17 protein-coding genes are annotated in these 18,152 nt (G+C 66.1%); 8 read left to right on the top strand and 9 right to left on the bottom strand.

Annotated elements, in window-relative coordinates; all coding sequences use genetic code 11:
• Positions 1–39 precede the first annotated feature (39 nt).
• A complete protein-coding gene (locus LPZ50_RS09870) occupies positions 40–516 on the top strand; it encodes a DUF411 domain-containing protein (RefSeq protein WP_230660695.1) in 477 nt (158 codons plus the stop codon).
• Here the strand turns inward: LPZ50_RS09870 and LPZ50_RS09865 are convergent.
• The 7 genes from LPZ50_RS09865 to LPZ50_RS09835 form a co-directional block, all read right to left on the bottom strand.
• Positions 507–1,907: a M20 family metallopeptidase gene (locus LPZ50_RS09865; protein ID WP_230660692.1), complete on the bottom strand. Its 1,401-nt coding sequence runs from the start codon at positions 1,905–1,907 to the stop codon at positions 507–509. The genes LPZ50_RS09870 and LPZ50_RS09865 overlap by 10 nt on opposite strands.
• Positions 1,904–2,875 (bottom strand): ABC transporter ATP-binding protein, encoded by a 972-nt coding sequence (locus tag LPZ50_RS09860; protein ID WP_230660690.1) that lies wholly within the window; start codon positions 2,873–2,875, stop codon positions 1,904–1,906. Before LPZ50_RS09860 ends, LPZ50_RS09865 begins: the two co-directional genes overlap by 4 nt.
• Positions 2,875–3,855 carry an ABC transporter ATP-binding protein gene (locus tag LPZ50_RS09855; RefSeq protein ID WP_230660688.1) on the bottom strand — a complete coding sequence of 327 codons (981 nt, stop codon included), beginning with the start codon at positions 3,853–3,855 and terminating at the stop codon, positions 2,875–2,877. The genes LPZ50_RS09860 and LPZ50_RS09855 overlap by 1 nt, the downstream gene beginning before the upstream one ends.
• A gap of 17 nt (positions 3,856–3,872) precedes the next feature.
• The gene (locus tag LPZ50_RS09850) at positions 3,873–4,793 is read right to left on the bottom strand and encodes an ABC transporter permease (protein WP_230660686.1); all 921 of its coding nucleotides are present in this window, start codon (positions 4,791–4,793) and stop codon (positions 3,873–3,875) included.
• Between the two features lie 3 nt (positions 4,794–4,796).
• On the bottom strand, positions 4,797–5,714 hold the full coding sequence (locus tag LPZ50_RS09845; protein ID WP_230660683.1) for an ABC transporter permease: 918 nt from the start codon (positions 5,712–5,714) through the stop codon (positions 4,797–4,799).
• Between the two features lie 33 nt (positions 5,715–5,747).
• Positions 5,748–7,301 (bottom strand): ABC transporter substrate-binding protein, encoded by a 1,554-nt coding sequence (locus LPZ50_RS09840; RefSeq protein WP_230660680.1) that lies wholly within the window; start codon positions 7,299–7,301, stop codon positions 5,748–5,750.
• 78 nt (positions 7,302–7,379) lie between these two features.
• Positions 7,380–8,033, bottom strand: a complete 654-nt coding sequence (locus LPZ50_RS09835) for a GntR family transcriptional regulator (protein ID WP_419195585.1) — start codon at positions 8,031–8,033, stop codon at positions 7,380–7,382.
• Positions 8,034–8,352: 319 nt separating this feature from the next.
• Here LPZ50_RS09835 and LPZ50_RS09830 point away from each other — a divergent pair, with 319 nt between their 5' ends.
• The 7 genes from LPZ50_RS09830 to LPZ50_RS09800 all read left to right on the top strand — a co-directional run bounded on the left by LPZ50_RS09830 (position 8,353) and on the right by LPZ50_RS09800 (position 16,177).
• On the top strand, positions 8,353–9,555 hold the full coding sequence (locus LPZ50_RS09830) for a pyridoxal-phosphate-dependent aminotransferase family protein (protein WP_230660674.1): 1,203 nt from the start codon (positions 8,353–8,355) through the stop codon (positions 9,553–9,555).
• Positions 9,556–9,570: 15 nt separating this feature from the next.
• Positions 9,571–10,620, top strand: coding sequence for a serine hydrolase domain-containing protein (locus LPZ50_RS09825; protein ID WP_230660671.1), 1,050 nt, complete (start codon positions 9,571–9,573; stop codon positions 10,618–10,620).
• Positions 10,621–10,740: 120 nt separating this feature from the next.
• Positions 10,741–11,178, top strand: coding sequence for a universal stress protein (locus tag LPZ50_RS09820; protein ID WP_230660667.1), 438 nt, complete (start codon positions 10,741–10,743; stop codon positions 11,176–11,178).
• 134 nt (positions 11,179–11,312) lie between these two features.
• Positions 11,313–12,104 (top strand): amino acid ABC transporter substrate-binding protein, encoded by a 792-nt coding sequence (locus LPZ50_RS09815; RefSeq protein ID WP_230660664.1) that lies wholly within the window; start codon positions 11,313–11,315, stop codon positions 12,102–12,104.
• A 35-nt stretch (positions 12,105–12,139) separates the two neighbouring features.
• Positions 12,140–12,793: an amino acid ABC transporter permease gene (locus LPZ50_RS09810; RefSeq protein ID WP_230660661.1), complete on the top strand. Its 654-nt coding sequence runs from the start codon at positions 12,140–12,142 to the stop codon at positions 12,791–12,793.
• 31 nt (positions 12,794–12,824) lie between these two features.
• Complete coding sequence (locus LPZ50_RS09805) at positions 12,825–13,577, top strand: amino acid ABC transporter ATP-binding protein (protein WP_230660701.1); 753 nt, start codon at positions 12,825–12,827, stop codon at positions 13,575–13,577.
• A 191-nt stretch (positions 13,578–13,768) separates the two neighbouring features.
• Positions 13,769–16,177: a penicillin acylase family protein gene (locus LPZ50_RS09800; RefSeq protein ID WP_230660698.1), complete on the top strand. Its 2,409-nt coding sequence runs from the start codon at positions 13,769–13,771 to the stop codon at positions 16,175–16,177.
• 30 nt (positions 16,178–16,207) lie between these two features.
• On the opposite strand, the gene LPZ50_RS09795 is transcribed toward LPZ50_RS09800, so the two are convergent.
• A complete protein-coding gene (locus LPZ50_RS09795; protein ID WP_230660658.1) occupies positions 16,208–17,233 on the bottom strand; it encodes an amidohydrolase family protein in 1,026 nt (341 codons plus the stop codon).
• Positions 17,234–17,250: 17 nt separating this feature from the next.
• The coding region (locus tag LPZ50_RS09790; protein WP_230660656.1) for a Bug family tripartite tricarboxylate transporter substrate binding protein at positions 17,251–18,152 on the bottom strand (902 nt) is incomplete at its 5' end.

The following is an 18,152-nucleotide window of genomic DNA, read 5'->3' as shown; positions in this document are numbered from 1 at the left end:
CAGCCCGGGGCCGCGCGGCTTGTTTTTCCAGGAAACGCCATGTCTTACCTGCCAGTATCTGTTTCTTCCACGCGCCGCCGCCTATTGCTGGGCCTGGCGCTGGCGCCCGCCGCGGCCGTGGCCGCGCCCTCGGCAAGCACTGTCGAAATCTGGAAGTCGCCCACCTGCGGCTGCTGCACCGACTGGGTCGCGCACCTGCAGGAAAACGGTTTCCAGGTGCAGGTGCGGGAAGTGCCCAGTACGTCGCCGGTGCGCGACCGCCTGGGCATTCCCGCCGAGTATGCGTCGTGCCACACCGGGTTGGTCGACGGCTACGCGCTGGAAGGCCACGTGCCAGCGGCCGATATCCAGCGCCTGTTGCGCGAACGCCCCGCGGCCGTCGGACTGGCCGTTCCCGGCATGCCCCTGGGTTCGCCGGGCATGGATGGCCCCGAATACGAAGGGCGCAAGCACCCTTACGACGTGCTGCTGGTGCGGCGCTGGGGCCTTACCCGGGTGTTCCAGTCTTATTCCTGAACCGCATCGCGCGGCGTGCCGCCCGCGCCCAGGTCCCAGTACAGGCCGGTCATCAGGGCCAGCCCCTCGCGCAGGATGTGGGGCGGCAGATGCTCATTGGGGGCGTGCTGCGAACACCCAGGGTACGAATGCGGTACCCAGACGGTGCGCAAGCCCAGCACGTCGGTAAAAATGTCGTTGGGCAGCGAGCCGCCCAGGTTGGGCAACAGGGCCACTTTCTTGCCGCTGGTGCTTTCCAGCGACGCCACGGCCCAGCGCACCCAGGGGTCGTCCGGATCGATGCGGGTGGCCTTGAACATGGCTTCGCGGGTGGGCTTGATGGCAACCATGGGGTAGCCCTGGCGGTCCAGGTGGCGGCGCAGGGCAGGCAGCAGTTGCTCGGGGTCCACCCCCACCACGAAGCGCAACTGGCAGCGCGCCCAGGCCCGCGGCGGAATTGCATTCACCGGGGTGTCGGGGTTGCCGGTCTTGTAGGCCAGCACCTCGAACGAACACCAGCCGAACACCCGTTCCGCGGGCGACAGGCCCGGCTCGCCCCATTCAGGCTCGATGACGGGGCCGTCGCTGCCGCCGTCCACTTCGCAGTCGGCCAGGGCGCGCCGCACCGAATCGGGCAGGGCGGCCGGCACCCATTCGGGGATGCGTATCTGCCCGTTGGGCGACGACAGCGACGCGATGGCATGCGCAAGCTGAATGCCCGGGTTGGAAATCAGGCCGCCCCAGTTGCCCGAGTGATGGCCGCCCGCGCGGGCCTCGATGCTCAGGTCGAAATTCAGGCTGCCGCGCGCGCCCAGGAATATGGTGGGCCGCTGGGGGCTCAGCCGCGGGCCGTCCGAGGCGATCAGCAAGTCGGCGGCGAAGCGCTCGCGGTGCTGCTCACATAATTCACGCAGGCCCATCGAACCGGTCTCTTCGCCCATCTCGATCAGGTACTTCACGTTGAACCCCAGCTTGCCGCGGGCTTCCAGCACCAGTCGCAGGGCTTCCATGTTTACGCTGTGCTGGCCCTTGTTGTCGGCGATGCCGCGGCCGTACCAGCGGCCGTCCCGTTCCGTCAAATGCCACGGCTGCAGGCCTTCGTGCCATTCGGCTTCCAGCCCGCGTATCACGTCGCCATGGCCATAACCGAACACCGTGGGCAGGGCGGGGTCTTCGATGCGCTCGGCGTACAGAAAGGGCGCGCGGGCTTTTTCGTGCGTCAGCGTGTCGCATATGAAACCCATGGCCTCGAAGGCGGGACGCATCTCTGTTTCCAGATACGCCGCCAGTTCCGCGGCGCGGTCGGGGTTCTGGCTTTCGGTGGGCACCGCCAGGCGCCTGGCCAGCAGGGCGCGGAACGCGCCCGAATCAAAGCATTGTTCGGCGTTGGCGATGGCTTGTGCGCGGTTCATTGCGGAAGGCTTCCTTGATCGGTCGGGGGATAAAGGTGGCAGGCCACCCAGGCCTGGTCCTGCGCCTGCAGGGCGGGGCGCGTGTCGCGGCATTGCGGCATGGCGTGCTTGCAGCGCGGGTGGAAGGGGCAGCCGGGCGGCGGATTGATCGGATCGGGAAACGACAGGCCCAGCCCGGTATCGGGTATGCCCAGGCCGGGCTCGGGTGTCAGCACCGAGGCCAGCAGGGCCTGCGTATAGGGGTGCCGGGGCTGGTGGAACAACTCGGCCGCCGGGGCCGACTCCACCACCCGCCCCAGGTACATCACGGCCACGTGGGTGGCAATATGCTCCACCACCGCCAGGTTATGACTGATGAATACATAGGTCAGGTTGAATTCCTGGCGCAATGCCATCAGCAGGTTCATGATCTGCGCCTGCACCGACACATCCAGGGCCGAGGTCGGCTCGTCGCAGATGACGATCTCCGGGTTCATCACCAATGCCCGCGCAATGGCCACGCGCTGCCGCTGGCCGCCGGACAGCTGGCCCGGCGTATTGCCCGCCATGCGCGCCGGCAGGCCCACGCGCTCCAGCATTTCGATGGCCTTGTGCTGGCGCGGGTTGGCGATGCCGTGCACCTCCAGCGGTAGCGATACGATGGACGCGATACTGCGCCGCGGGTTCAAGGATGAATAGGGATCCTGGAATACGGGCTGCACGCGGCGCGCCAGGCTGCGGCGCGACAGGCCCTGGATATCCTGGCCTTCGATGCTGACGGTGCCGCCGGTGGTGGGAATCAGGCCCAGCAGCAAGCGCGCCAGGGTGGATTTCCCGCAGCCCGATTCGCCCACCACGCCCAGCACGCCGCCGCGCTGCACGCCCAGGTCCACGCCATTCACGGCATGCAGGGTGCGGCGCGGCTGGAACATGCCTGTCTTGACACTGAAACTGCGGCTGACGCCGCGCGCCTGGATCAGGGCGTCCATCAGGCTGCCTCCGCGCGTATGCAGCGCCAGCGCCGGTCGGGCGGCGCCTGGTACAGGGGGATATCCTGCAGGCACTCGGGCCGGGCATGGCGGCAGCGGTCGTGGAAGGCGCAGCCGTGCAGATCGCCCACCAGCGCGGGCACCACGCCGGGTATGGTGCCCAGCGGCGTGCCCGGCGGCGTGCGGCCGGGTACCGGAATACAGGCCAGCAGGCCTTCGGTATAAGGGTGGCGCGGCGCCGCGAACAGGTCGGACACGGAGCCTTGTTCGACGATCTGGCCCGCGTACATCACCGCCACTTGCCGGGCAATCCGTGCCACCACCCCCAGGTCGTGGGTGATCAATACCATGGCAATGCCCAGTTCGGCCTGCAGGTCGGCCAGCAGGCGCAGGATCTGCGCCTGGATGGTCACGTCCAGCGCCGTGCTGGGTTCGTCGGCAATCAGAAGTTCCGGGCCGCACATCAGCGCCATGGCGATCATCACGCGTTGCCGCAGGCCGCCCGACAACTGGTGAGGGTACTGGCCCAGCCGCTGGGCCGCCGATGCAATGCCGACTTTCTCCAGCAATTCCACGGCGCGTTCGCGCGCCTGGGCGCCGCTTGCGCCGCGGTGGTGGCGGTAGTGCTCGGCCAGTTGCTCGCCGATGGTGTAGGCGGGATTCAGCGCGGTCATGGGTTCCTGGAAGATCATGGCCATCTTGTTGCCGCGCAGGGCGTTCACCCTGCGCCGGCCGGCCCTCGACAAGTCTTCGCCCAGCACCGCCAGCCGCGAGGTGCTGCGGCGCGCGGCGCGCGGCAGCAGGCCCATGATGGCCAGCGAGGTCATCGACTTGCCGCAGCCCGATTCACCCACCAGGCACAGGGTTTCGCCGCGCCTTACCTGGAACGACACGTCGCGTACCGCGTGCAGGGGGCCGCGCGGCGTGTCGATATCCACGCGCAAGTCCTGCACATCCAGGACGATATCGGATTCACTCATTCGGGTTCACTCATGGATCAGGCCCTGTCGTCGGGAGTCAGCCACTGGTGCAGGCCGTCGCCGGCCAGGTTGATGGCGAAAATCAGCAATGCCAGCGCGCTGCCGGGAATGGCAATCAGCCAGAACGAGAAGAACATATAGGCCTTGGCCTCGGAGATCATCAGGCCCCATGATGGCAGCGGCGGCTGCACGCCCAGGCCCAGGAACGACAGCGCGGCCTCCAGCAGGATGGCGCTGGCGGCTTCCAGCGTGGCGATCACGATCAGGTGCGGCACCACGTTGGGCAGCACCTCGCCCCGCACGATGCGCCACGTGGAAGCGCCGGCGGCCTGGGCTGCCGACACGTACTCCAGCGAGCGCACCTGCTGCGTGGCGCTGCGCATCACCACGGCGAACCGGTCCCACTTCAGCAGGCCCAGCACCAGGATCACCACCCACAGCGAGCCGCCCACGATCGCCACGGTGGCCAGCGCCACCAGGATCACGGGCATCGACAGGCGGGTGGTTACCAGGAACGACACCACCATGTCGATGCGGCCGCCGAAGTAGCCGGCCGCCATGCCCATGGCGGTGCCGATCAACCCCGACAGCAAGGCCACGCTGATGCCGATCAGCAAGGAAATGCGTGCCCCGTAGAACAGGCGCGACAGATAGTCGCGGCCCAGTTGGTCGGTCCCCAGCGGATGCAGCCAAGTGCCTTTTTCATACCATACCGGCGGGGCGGTGCGATGGGTCAGGTCCTGGAAATAGGGGTCGTGCGGCGACAGCCAGGGCGCGAACAGGGCGACCAGCACGATCAGCAGCAGGATGGCGCCGCCCACCAGCAGGGCCTTGTTGTGGCGCAGGCGGCGCCACGTCAGGCGGCGCGGTGCCGCGCTTGCCGCGGCGGCCGCGGGCGGCGGTATATCGGCAACGGCGGGCGGAAGCGGCGTGGCCATGGTCTACGACACCCGGATGCGCGGATCCAGCCACGCGTTGGCAATATCGGCCGCCAGCGTCAGCAGCACGTACAGCACTGACAGCAGCAGCACGATCAGCTGCATGACGGGGTAGTCCTTGAAGGTGATGCTCTGGTAGGCCAGGTAGCCCAGGCCGTCCAGGGCGAATATGGTTTCTATCACCACCGAGCCGCCCAGCAGATAGCCCAGTTGCACCGCCGCCAGCGCCACCACCGGCACGATGGCGTTGCGCAGGGCGTGCTTGAAGATCACCGTGGCGGTGGGCAGGCCCTTGGCGCGCGCGGTGCGGATGTAGTCCGCGCCCAGCACTTCGATCATGCCGGCGCGTATCAACCGCATGAAGGCCGGGGCCACGTAATAGCCCAGCGCGATGGCGGGCATCACGAAGTGCTGCCAGGTGCCGCTACCCGACACCGGCAGCACCCGCAGGCTGATAGAGAACAGCATGATCAGCAGCAGCGCGAAGAAGAAGTTGGGCAGGGCCTGTCCCAGCACGGCCACGGCCAGGCAGACGCGGTCGGCCAGGCTGCCCTTGTACAGGGCAGCCAGCACACCCAGCGGAATGGCGATCAGCAAGGCCACGCCCAGCGCCGCCAGGCCCAGCATCAGCGTGGTCTTGAGCTTGGAAAAGATCAGCGGCCCGGCATCGGTCTTGAAATACACGGATGTGCCGAAGTCGCCGTTCAGGATATTCCACAGCCAGTCCGCGTACTGCACCACGATGGGCCGGTCCAGCCCATAGGCCTTGCGGATCATGTCGATATCGGCCTGGCGGGCGCCTTCTCCCGCCAGGGCCACCGCCGGATCGCCCGACAAGTGCAGCAGCATGAAGGCCAGGATGGACACCGTCAGTGCCACCAGTACCGCCAGGCCCAGCCGCCGGATCATGAATGCCAGCATCGCGACTCCCGTGTTGCCCTTGGCAGGGCGGGTTTACTTCCAGCTCATGTCCCAGAAGCGCACCAGTTCGTCGGGGTACGCCTTGAAATCCACGTCCTTGCTGGCCACGTAATACACCGGCAGCGACCACAGCGGCGCCGCGTAGGCGTGCTCGGCGATCAGGGTCAGGGCCTGCTTGTAGGCCGCGTTGCGCGCCTCGCTGTCGATGGTGCGGTCGCCCTTGTCCAGCAGTTCGCGCACTTTCGGATCGCGGGTGATGTCGTCGTTGCCGAAGGCAAAATACACGGGCGTGGACGCGGACACGTCGTTCACCAGGTTCGAACCCCAGGTCTGGTGCGTGAGCGACGCCTTGCCCGCGCGGATCATGTCGCGCATGGCCGCGTATTGCAGGAAATTCAGCTTGGCGCGTATGCCCACGGCCTGCAGATAATTGATGATGGCTTCGGTCTGGTTGCGCTCGCGGTAGGCCACGATGTCGATGTCGAAGCCATTGGGATAGCCGGCCTCGGCCAGCAGCTTCTTCGACAGGGCCGGGTCGTACTTGTAGACCGGCGCGCCTTCGTCGGTGCAGCCCACCTGCGACGGCGTGCAGATGGTGTTCAGGATCTCCGCGCCTTCGCCCACGATGTTCTTGACGATGGCCTCGCGGTCGATGGCGTGCAGAATCGCCTTGCGCACGCGCTCGTCTTTCAGTTGCGGCGCGGGGGTCTTGTCCAGGATGTTCATCTGCATGAACACGATGCGCATGGTGTTGCCGCTTTTCACCTGCAGCTGGGGCAGCGTCTTCAGCTGTTCCGCCTGGTCTTTAGGCACGTGCATGATGAAGTCTTCGCCGCCCGAAATCACTTCGGCCATCTGGGTCTGGCGGTCGGGAATGAAGCGGATCACCACTTTGCCGATCTTGGGCTGGGCCTTGGGCGAATCCTTGAAGTAGTCTTTGTTGGCTTCCAGCGTGATGGACTTGCCGGGCACATACTCCGCCACCTTGTATGGCCCGGTTCCCACCGGCTTGGCGTTCATGCCCTGCGGCCCGACCTCGGCGTAGTATTTGGCCGGGTGGATGGCCACGGTGGTCGACAGGTATTCCTTGGCGCCGGGGAAGGGCTCTTTGGTGGTCAGGCGCACCTTGTACTTGCCCAGTTTTTCCACTTTGTCGATCCAGCGCACATTCTGCTGCGTGGTGGCCTTGTTCTTGGGGTCGGCCACGAAATTCAGCGTGTACACCACAGAATCGGCATCGAACTCTTCGCCATTGTGGAACTTGACACCTTCGCGCAATTCGAATTCCAGGGTCTTGTCATCCACCTGCTTCCAGCTCTTGGCCAACTGCCCCTTGTACTCGTTGGTGAGCGGGTCGCGATACAGCAGGGTGTCCCAGACATTGGCCGCGATGATCACGCCGATGCGCACATTGTTGTAATAGGGATCCACGCTCTCGGGGGCCTGATCGTAGGCCATGCGCAGGGTATCGTCCTGCTTGCCGGCCAGGGCGGGCTGGGCGGCAAGCGCGGCACCGGCCAGCAACAGCGCGGCGGCGGGAAAGCGGAAACACAGCGGTGCAGCGAAACTAACGCGACGTTCAGCCATGGTTGGCTCCTGTAGACCGTATTGGTTAAGCGGAATACTGCGGTGTTGCGTGGATCGTGCCTGGACTCGCCTGGTTTCCTAGTCCGGGCCTGGATGCTGCGGCGCTGTCTTCGCGTGCGCCAGGGTTTGCAGGGCGGCGTCGCACTTGCGCTGCAAATGCGCCCGCATGATGCCCGCCAGCCGTTCGCCATCGCGCGCGGCCAGGGCGTCGGCCATGTCGATATGCTCGCGCATGGCCTGGTCCCACTTCTCGCGGTTTTCGTTGGACACGAACCGCAGGTTCTGGATGCGCGCGTTCTGCGCCTGGTACAGCCGCGCCAGCAGGCGGTTGTGGGCCGCCTGGCTCAGCCTGGCATGAATATCGCGGTTGATGCGGTAATAGGTGGGCAGGTCGCGGCGCGCGTGGCTGGCCATCATCTCGTAGGTCAGCGCGCGTATCTCGGCAATTTCCTGTTCGGTGGCGCGTTCGCACGCATAGCGGCACGACAGTGCTTCCAGCCCGCCTATCACCTCGAAGGCTTCGCGGATGTCGGCCTGCGACAAGGCCACTACCTGGGCGCCGCGGTTCGGTTCGATGGATACCAGGCCTTCGGCCGCCAGCAGCCGGAAGGCTTCGCGCAGCGGCGTGCGCGAGACGCCCAGCAAATCGCACATGGCGCGTTCGTTCAGGCGCGCGCCGGGAGGAAACTCGCCCTGGATGATGCGTTCCCGCAGCAGTCCGGCCACCCCCATCGGGAGGGTGGCGCCGTCGCCGGCCGGCCGGGCACCATGCGCCGCCGGCGCGGCGCCGGGGGGGATGCCGGAAGGAGGCGGTAAGGGGTCGCTGCGCATTGGTATACCAAATTGGCATTGGTCTTTTGCGGACTATAAAGCAGCGGCCGACCCGTCCATCATGGGGGAATACCCTGAATATTCCCTATAAAACAAGGATATACGGGTAAGTCATGATAGGGCTGCTACGGATATGCGTTGTTCCCGCCGGCATCGTTGCGTATGATGCTTGCACGCGTTTCCAGGTTGTATACCAATTCTTGCCAGAGGCCTGTCTTCCATGATCGCCCAGCCTGCGCATCCGTCCGGCCGCCATTTCCTGCAGATTCCCGGCCCCACCAATGTGCCGGACCGCATCCTGCGCGCCATGCACCGAGCCACGCTCGATCATCGCGGCCCCGAGTTCGGCGAACTGGGCCGGGCGGTGCTGCAAGGCATGCAATGGGTGTTCCAGACGCAGGCGCCCGTTGTCATCTATCCGTCGTCCGGCACCGGCGCCTGGGAAGCCGCGCTGGCCAATACCTTGTCGCCGGGCGACCGCGTCCTGATGGCGGAAACCGGCCAGTTCGCCGCGCTGTGGCACAAGCTGGCCACGCGCCTGGGGCTGGACGTGCAGCTCATCCAGGGCGATTGGCGCCATGGCGCCGATCCGGCCGGCATCCAGGAATACCTGGCCGCCGATGCGCAGCACCGCATCAAGGCAGTGTGCGTGGTGCACAACGAGACATCCACGGGCGCGGTCACCGATATCGCCAAGGTGCGCGATGCCATCGACCGTTGCGGCCACCCGGCCCTGCTGATGGTGGACGCGATTTCGTCGCTAGGCGCCATGGATTACCGGCATGACGAATGGCGGGTGGACGTGGGCGTGGCCGGCTCGCAGAAAGGCCTGATGCTGCCGCCGGGCCTGTCCTTCAATGCGCTCAGCGACCGCGCGCTGGCGGCGGCGCAGGGCGCGCGGCTGCCGCGTTCGTACTGGGACTGGGATGCCATGCTGTCCATGAACGCGAACGGCTATTTTCCCTACACGCCCGCCACGGGCCTGTTGTACGGTTTGCAGGAAGCCCTGGAAATGCTGCGCGCCGAAGGCCTGCCGCGAGTATTTGCCCGCCACAGGCGCCTGGCGCAAGCTACCCGCGCGGCGGTGCGGGCCTGGGGCCTGGAACTGGTGTGCCAGGACGAAGCCGCGCACAGCAGCGCGCTGACGGCGGTGCTGGTGCCGCACGGACACAGTGCCGACGCGTTGCGCGCCCTGATCCTGCAGCGCTACAACATGTCGCTGGGCCAGGGGCTGGGACGCCTGTCCGACCAGGCCTTCCGCATCGGGCACCTGGGCGACTTCAACGATCTCTCGCTGTGCGGCACGCTGGCGGGCGTGGAAATGGGCCTGGCCGGCGCCGGCGTGCCGCATCGCCGCGGCGGGCTGCAGGCGGCGGTCGATTTCCTGGCGCGGCCCGATGGCGCGGCCGACAATCACGAATGAACAAAGGGGTATGACATGCAAGACGCATTGATGCAGCAGGCTATCCAGTTCGCCCAGGCCCATGAAACCGCCTGGGATCGCGAGGTGGATGGCGTGTGGGGCGTGCACCAACAGGATCCTCCCCCCTGGAACCGCCTGCTGGGCCCCGTGCACGGGCGCGGGCCGGTCACCGGCCTGGTCGTGGTCGACGGCAAGGCGGTGGCATCCTGGGGCGAACCGCAGCGCGCCGACCTGACCTTCAGCGTGGCCAAGATGTACCTGGCGCTGGTGGCCGGCGTGGCCCACGATCGCGGCCTGCTGCCCGATGTGGACGAACCCGTGCGCACGCGCGTGCCCGGCATAGGCTTCGACGACGGGGCCAATGCCCGCATCACCTGGCGCCACCTGTTGCAGCAGACCAGCGAATGGGAAGGCGAGCGTTTCGGCGTGCCCGACCAGGTCGACCGCTACCGCGCCGTCACCTTTGGCGCGCCTCCCGGGGGCAAGAAGGGCGATGCGCGGCCGCTGCAAGAGCCGGGCACGTACTGGGAATACAACGACGTGCGGATCAACCAGCTGTCGTACGCGCTGCTGCACTTGTTCCGCAAGCCGTTGCCGGAAATCTTCCGCGAAGCCATCATGCAACCCATCGGCGCCAGCGACGACTGGCATTGGGTCAGCTACGACAATGCCTGGGTCGACATCGACGGCGAACTGATGCCGTCGGTACCGGGCGGGTCGCACTGGGGCGGCGGCATGTCCATCAGCAGCGCCGACCAGGCGCTGATCGGCCGCATGCTGCTGGACGGAGGCCGGGCCAACGGCCGCCAGGTCGTCTCGGAAGAGTGGCTGCGCGCCATGCGCACGCCCAGCGAACTGGCGCCTTATTACGGCTACCTGATCTGGCTGAACGAAGGCCGCCGCATCTTCCCCAGCGCGCCGGCGTCCAGCTTCTTCGGCATAGGCGCGGGCAGTTCGTTCACCTGGGTGGAGCCCGAGCGCAACATGGTGGTCATCGTGCGCTGGCTGGATTCTGCCCATGCCGATGCCTTGTTCGGCAAGATACTTGCCGCGGTAGACGGCTGAGCCCGTGAAGCGTGCCGGCGCGGGCCCCTTGACAGGGGTCAAGCGCGGGCCCGACTGGCGGCGCTACGCTGGAAAACGGGGCCGGGCTTCCGCCCGCGCCCATTTTCCAAGAGCAAAGCCATGTATCAACACATCCTGATTCCCATCGATGGTTCCGATCTATCCCAAATCGGCCTGACGCAAGGCCTGGCGCTGGCACAAGCGCTGCGCGCCCGCGCCACCATCATGACGGTCCTGGAATCGTTTCACGTTCCCTCATCCGAAGGCGTACGCCTGGCGCAGGTGCAGAAACAATTCGAACGCCAGGCCCACGAACGCGCGCAGCAGTGGCTGGATGCCGCCGCGGCCAAGGCGGAAGCGGCGGGGGTATCCTGCCAGACCTTGCTGTGCGACCAGGGCCAGCCGTATGTCGCCATTGTCGAAGTGGCCGCCCAGCGCGAATGCGACCTGATCGCCATGTGTTCGCATGGCCGCAGCGGCATGGCGGCCATGATGCTGGGCAGCCAGACGCAAAAGGTGCTGGCCAAGTCCAAGACCCCGGTGCTGGTGTACCGGTAGGGCGCGCGGCCGGCCCGGCGCACCGGGGCGGCCAGGCGGGCATGGGGCCGAACTAGATATAATCACGAGTTCGGCCTTTTTCATGGCCGCCCGCACACTTCTTTCTTTGCGCCGCTGGCGCAACCGCTACCGAAATGAAAAAACTGACCGCCGCTTTCCTGGCCTGCGCCACGTCTTTGCTCGTGGGCTGCGGCCAAAGCGATGATCCGGCGCCGCAGGCGGCCGCGCCGGCCGCCCCCCAGAAAATCGTGGTGGGGCTGGACGACAATTTCCCCCCCATGGGCTTTCGCGACGAAAACAACCAATTGGTGGGTTTCGACATCGACATGGCTCGCGAAGCCGCCAAGCGCATGGGCATCGAAGTTGAATTCAAGCCCATCGACTGGAGCGCCAAAGAAGCCGAACTGAACGGCAAGCGCGTCGACGCCCTATGGAACGGCCTGACCATCACCGAAGAGCGCAAGAAGAACATCGCCTTCACCGCGCCGTACATGGCCAATCACCAGATCATCCTGGTGGCGCAGGCCTCGCCCGTGAAGGCCAAGGCCGACCTGGCCGGCCTGGTGGTGGGCGCACAAGACGGCAGCAGCGCCGTGGATGCCATCAAGAAAGACGTGCCGGTGGCCTCCAGCCTGAAGCAGGTGAAGCTGTTCGGCGACAATGTCACCGCGCTCATGGACTTGTCCGCCGGGCGCCTGGACGCGGTGGTGGTCGATGAAGTGGTGGGCCGCTACCTGGCCAGCAAGCGGGCAGGGCAGTACCGTGTGCTGGACGAGAACTTCGGCACCGAAGACTACGGCGTGGGCGTGCGCAAAGACGACACCGCGCTGCTGGCCAAGCTCGACGAAACCCTGGTCGCCATGAAGAAAGACGGCTCCGCCGCCCGTATCGCCCAGCAGTGGTTCGGCGCCGACATCATCAAATAACCCTGCCTGGCGTGGCAGCCTGACGAGATCGCCGCATGGATTACGTCATCTCCCTGTTGGGGCCGATGGCACAGGGGGCCAAGACCACCCTGACGCTGTTTTTCGTGACCTTTGCGCTGGCAGTGCCCCTGGGGCTGCTGCTGGCGCTGGCACGCATTTCGCACTGGCGCCTGCTCAGCCAGTTGGTCAATGGCTACATCTGGCTGATGCGCGGCACGCCGCTGATGCTGCAGATGCTGTTCATCTATTTCGCGCTGCCGTTCGTGCCGGTGGTGGGGGTGCGGCTGCCGGACTTCCCGGCCGCGGTGGTGGCGTTCACCCTGAACTACGCCGCTTATTTCGCCGAGATTTTCCGGGCCGGCATTCAGTCCGTCGACCGGGGCCAGTACGAAGGCAGCAAGGTGCTGGGCATGACCTACCTGCAAACCCTGCGGCGCATCGTGCTGCCGCAGATGGTGCAGCGGGTGTTGCCGCCCATGAGCAACGAAACCATCACCCTGGTGAAAGACACGTCGCTTATCTACGTGCTGGCGCTGAACGATATTCTGCGCACCGCGCGCGGCATCGTGCAGCGCGATTTCACCACCACGCCATTCCTCGTGGCGGCCGCCTTTTACCTGATCATGACGCTGGTGCTGACGTGGCTGTTCCAGCACATGGAAAAACGCTATGCCAAGTACGACCAGTAGCGCCCCGGAAAACGCCGATACCCGGCCGGTAATGATTTCCGCCCACCAGGTGGGCAAGTCGTTCGGCGCGGTGCGAGTGCTGGACCAGGTGTCACTGACCCTGCGCAAGGGCGAGGTGGTGGCCGTGATCGGCCCGTCGGGCTCGGGCAAAAGCACGTTCCTGCGCTGCCTGATCCACCTGGAAACCATCGACGAGGGCAGCATCGCCATCGAGGGCGAGACCCTGGCCAGCGCGGTGCCCGACGGCCCCAGCCGCTACGCCCGCGACGCCGACGTGCGACGTATCTGCCGCAAGATGGGCATGGTGTTCCAGTCGTTCAACCTGTTCCCGCACATGACGGTGCTGCAGAACATCATCGAGGCGCCCGTCACCGTGCAGGGCGTGCCGCGCGACGCGGCCATTCCCAAGGCCGAGGAACTGCTGCGCAAAGTGGGGCTGCTGAACAAGCGCGACAACTACCCGGCGCGCCTGTCGGGCGGGCAGAAGCAGCGCGTGGCTATCGCCCGCGCGCTGGCCATGGAGCCCGACATCATGCTGTTCGACGAACCCACCTCGGCGCTCGACCCCGAGCTTACCGGCGAAGTGTTGCGCACCATGCGCCAATTGGCCGACGAGCACATGACCATGCTGGTAGTCACCCACGAAATGGGGTTTGCCCGCGAAGCCGCCCACCGCGTCATCTTCATGGACGAGGGCCGCATCGTCGAAGAAGCGCAGGCCCAGGCATTCTTTCGTGCCCCGCAGCAGGCACGGGCACGCGCGTTTCTGGGCCAGATGCTCTGAGCCGCCGGCGGCAATTGTTACGTCACACGAAATAATTTTCATAAAATAAAACAGTATTTCTCCGCGATCTGACTACCTTAGTCAGCATCGCCCCGCAGCCGTGCGAGGCGCGACGACGCTGTCCGGACTGGGGAGGAGGGGAAATGCGTACGTTCAATGGCAGGATCGCCGCGTGGTTGGCAGGCGGCGCCATGGCATTCCTGGCGGGCTGCGCGGCCCCCGGCGGCAAGCCCGAAACCATCGCCATGCCGGGGTTGCAGCAGCCGGTGGAAATTCTGCGCGACAAGCATGGCGTGTCGCACATCTACGCCCAGAACCAGCACGACCTGTTCTTTGCGCAGGGCTTCAACGCCGCGCGCGACCGGTTGTGGCAACTGGACCTGTGGCGCCGCCAGGGTGAAGGCAAGATGGCCGAGCAGTTCGGCCCGCGCTTCGTCGAGCAGGACCGCGCCGCGCGGTTGTTCCTGTACCGGGGCGACATGCAGGCCGAATTCGCCAGCTACCATCCCGAAGGGCAGGCCATCCTGACTGCGTACGCCGACGGCATCAATGCCTACGTGGACTGGGTGAAGGCGAATCCCGAACACCTGCCGCCCGAATTCAAGCTGACCGGCACCATGCCCGGCTACTGGAGCCCGGAAAGTTCGCTGATCCGCATCTACGGGCTGACCCGCAATGCGGCCAACGAAGTGAAGTTGTCCAAGCAGATCGCGGCGGTGGGCGTCAACGCCATGCAAGAGCTGGGCGTATACGAGCCGCCCATCGCCCTGCAGGTGCCCGCCGGCCTGGACCTGCGCCAGATCGACGACGCGGTGCTGGCCAACTACAACCTGGCGCGCAAGGGCCAGAAGTTCGAGGCCGCGGATTTCCCGCGCAGCCCGCTGGCGGGCAAGGAACGCGAGGCGCTGGCGCGCAGCCTGTCGGCGCACCTGCAGGCCGAACTGGACCCCGGCATGGATCCCCTGGCCCCGCGCTACGAGAGCAATAACTGGACGGTGGCCGGGCAACGCACGGCCACCGGGCGGCCTATCCTGGCGGGCGACCCGCACCGGTCGATCGCGATGCCGTCGCTGCGCTACATGGTGCACCTGAATGCGCCGGGCTGGAATGTGATCGGCGCGGGCGAACCGGCGCTGCCCGGGGTGTCCATGGGGCACAACGACCGCATTGCCTTCGGGCTGACCATTTTCGCGTTCGCCGACGAAGAAGACCTTTACGTCTACGACATCAATCCCGCCAACCCCAGCCAATACCGCTACCGCGGCGCCTGGGAAAACATGCGCGTGCTGGACGAAAGCATCCCGGTGCGCGGCCAGGCGGCCGCCGCGCGGCAGTTGAAGTTCACCCGCCACGGCCCCGTCATCCACGAAGACCGCGCGCGCAACAAGGCCTATGCCTTGCGCGCGGCCTACCTGGAATTCCCGGGCACGGCCGCCTACCTGGGCAGCCTGCGCCTTAACCAGGCGCAGAACTGGCCGGAATTCGTGGCCGGCATGGAACGGCATTACACGCCCAGCGAGAACATGGTGTACGCCGACGTGGACGGCAATATCGGCTGGTTCGGCGGCAGCATCGCGCCGATCCGCCCGCGCAATGACTGGTCGGGCATGCTGCCGGTGCCGGGCAATGGCGATTACGAATGGAACGGATTCCTGCCCACCAGTTCACTGCCCAAGGTACTGAATCCGCCGGAAGGCTATGTGGCCACGGCCAACGAGTTCAACCTGCCGGCCGATTTCCCGCACAAAAACATGTCGCAGCGCGTCTGGGCCGAGCCGTACCGCGTGCAGCGCATCCGCGAAGTGCTGGAGGGTGGCGAGCGGCATAGCCTGGAGGCCGCCCGGCATCTGCAGTACGACAATCTGTCGATTCCGGCCCGCACCCTGGCCGGCTACGCCAAGACGCTGAATTCGACCGACCGCGATGTGGGCGAGGCGCTGCGCCTGCTGCAGGAATGGGATTACCGGGTCGAGATCGATTCGCAGGCCGCGACGGTGTACGAATTCTGGCTGCCCGAAGTGGTGAAACGGGTATCCGACTTGTACGTGCCGCCGCAAGGCCGTGAAGTGTTCGGCGACCTGTCCACGCGCAAGGTGCTGGACAAGCTGGCCACCCCGGACGCGGCGTTCGGCGCGCGCCCGGAACAAGGGCGCAACGCCGTGCTGCTGGTGGCCTTGGGCGATGCGGTGGCCAAGCTGAAGGCCAAGCTGGGCCCGGACTCCAGGCAATGGGACTGGGGCAGGCTGCACCACATTCAGTTCGAGCACAGCCTGGCCGGCTTCCTGCCGCCCGATACGGCGCAGGCTTTTGGCACGCCGCGCTATCCCGTCAGCGGCGACAACGACACCGTGCACCGCGCCACCTTCCGCAAATCGGATTTCCGCCAGATCAGCGGCGCCTCGTATCGCCAGGTGATAGACGTGGGCAACTGGGACAATTCGATGATGCAGAACATGCCTGGCCAGTCCGCCGATCCACGCAGCCCGTATTACCGCAACCTGCTCGAGGGCTGGGCCACCGGCAAATACATACCCATGGCCTTCAGCCGGGAAAAGGTCGAAAGCGAACTGGGCGATAGCGTGGTGCTGCAGCCGCGCTAGCGGGCCGGGCGCGCGCCGGCGCGCGCCCGCTTATCGGCCCTGTGCCTTCAACCGCGCATCGAGCCGCGGGTACACCCGCCGCGCGTTGCCTTCGAAGATCAGGTGGCGCGCCTGCGGATCAAGCCCGCCGGCATCGATATAGCGCCGCGTGTCGTCGAAATGGTGGCCGGTGTCCGGGTCGATGCCGCGCACCGCGCCTATCATTTCGCTGGCGAACAGCAGGTTCTCGATGGGAATGACCCGGGTCAGAAGGTCGATGCCGGGCTGATGGTAAACGCAGGTGTCGAAGAAAATATTCTTCAGCAGGTGTTCCTGCAGCAAGGGTTTCTTCAGGGCCTGCGCCAGTCCGCGGAACCGGCCCCAGTGATAAGGCACCGCGCCGCCGCCATGCGGAATCACGAAGCGCAGGGTGGGAAAGTCGCGGAACAGGTCGGAATCCAGGCACTGCATGAATGCCGTGGTGTCGCCGTTCAGGTAATGGGCGCCCGTGGTGTGGAAGCATGCATTGCAGCTTTGGCTGACGTGGATCATCGCCGGCACGTCGTAGGCCACTAATTGCTCGTACAGCGGATACCAGTGCCGGTCGCTCAATGGCGGACTGGTCCAGTGTCCGCCCGACGGGTCGGGGTTCAGGTTGACGGCGACGTTGCCATACTGCTCGACGCAGCGCCGCAGTTCGCTGGCGCAGGTGGCGGGATCCACGCCGGGGCTTTGCGGCAGCATGGCCGCCGGCGCGAAATGGTCTGGAAACAGCTGGGACACGCGGTAGCACAGCTCGTTGCAGATGCCTGCCCAGGTCGACGATACCTGGAAATCGCCCACGTGGTGCGCCATGAAAATGGCGCGCGGGCTGAAGATGGTCAGGTCGTGCCCGCGCTCGCGCATCATGTGCAACTGATTGTTCTCGATGGCCTCGCGGATTTCGTCGTCGCTGATGCGCAGTTCGGCGGCCCGTGGCGCCGGCGTGCCGTCGGCCACCGCGGTGATCTGCCGCGCCCGCCATTGCTCCAGGGCCTTGGGCGCGGTGGTGAAGTGTCCGTGGCAATCAATAATCATGTGGCGTATTCCAAGGTTCAGTTGCTGGTGATGCCCGCGGTCTTGATGACATCGCCCCACCGGGCGGTTTCCGCTTTCAGGAAAGCGCCGAACCCGGCGGCGTCCTGCGTATCCACGATGGCGCCCACCGTGGCCAGGCGTTGCTGCGTGTTCTTGTCGTCCAGCACCGCCCGCAGGTTCTTGCCCAGGGTGGCCACCGCGGCATCGGGGGTACCGGCGGGCACCAGGAAGCCCCACCATACCGTGGCCTCGAAGCCCGGCACGCCGGCTTCGTCGAAAGTGGGCACATCGGGCAGGGTGGAAATGCGCTGCCGCGAAGCTACCGCCAGGGCCCGGATATTGCCGGCGGCCACGCGCGGCGCGGCTTCCAGCGGATTGACCATCATGAAATCCAGGCGCCCGCCGATCAGGTCGGTCAGGGCCGGCACGCCGCCTTTGTAGCCGATGTGCATGGCCTGTATGCCGGCGGAACGCTTCAGCATCTCCACCGCCAGGTGGCCGGACCCGCCCACGCCCGACGAACCGTAATTCATCTTGCCCTGCTTGTCATGCGCCGCCTGCAGCAATTGCTTCAGCGTCTGGTATGGGGAATCGGCGTCCACCACCAGCACCAGCGGAGCGTAGCCGACCCGCGCCACGGGCTTCAGATCCTGCAGGGGGTTGAACGGCAGGTTCTTGTCCAGCCAGGGGTTGGTGGCCAGGCCGTTGGCGCCCAGCAGCATGGTGTAGCCGTCGGCTTGCGCGCGCACGACTTCGTGCGTGCCGATGTTGGCATGGTTGCCGGGTTTGTTCTCGACGATGACGGGCTGGCCCAGGCGCGCCGACAGGGGTTCTCCGATGATGCGGGCCACGCTGTCGACCGCGCCGCCGGCCGCGAACGGCACCACGATGCGCACCGCGCGATCCGGGAAGTCGGCGG

The organism is Bordetella petrii (assembly GCF_020991325.1).
In the GTDB taxonomy this organism is placed as follows: Bacteria; Pseudomonadota; Gammaproteobacteria; order Burkholderiales; family Burkholderiaceae_B; genus Bordetella_A; species Bordetella_A petrii_E.
This window is presented reverse-complemented; position numbering and strand designations above follow the sequence as displayed.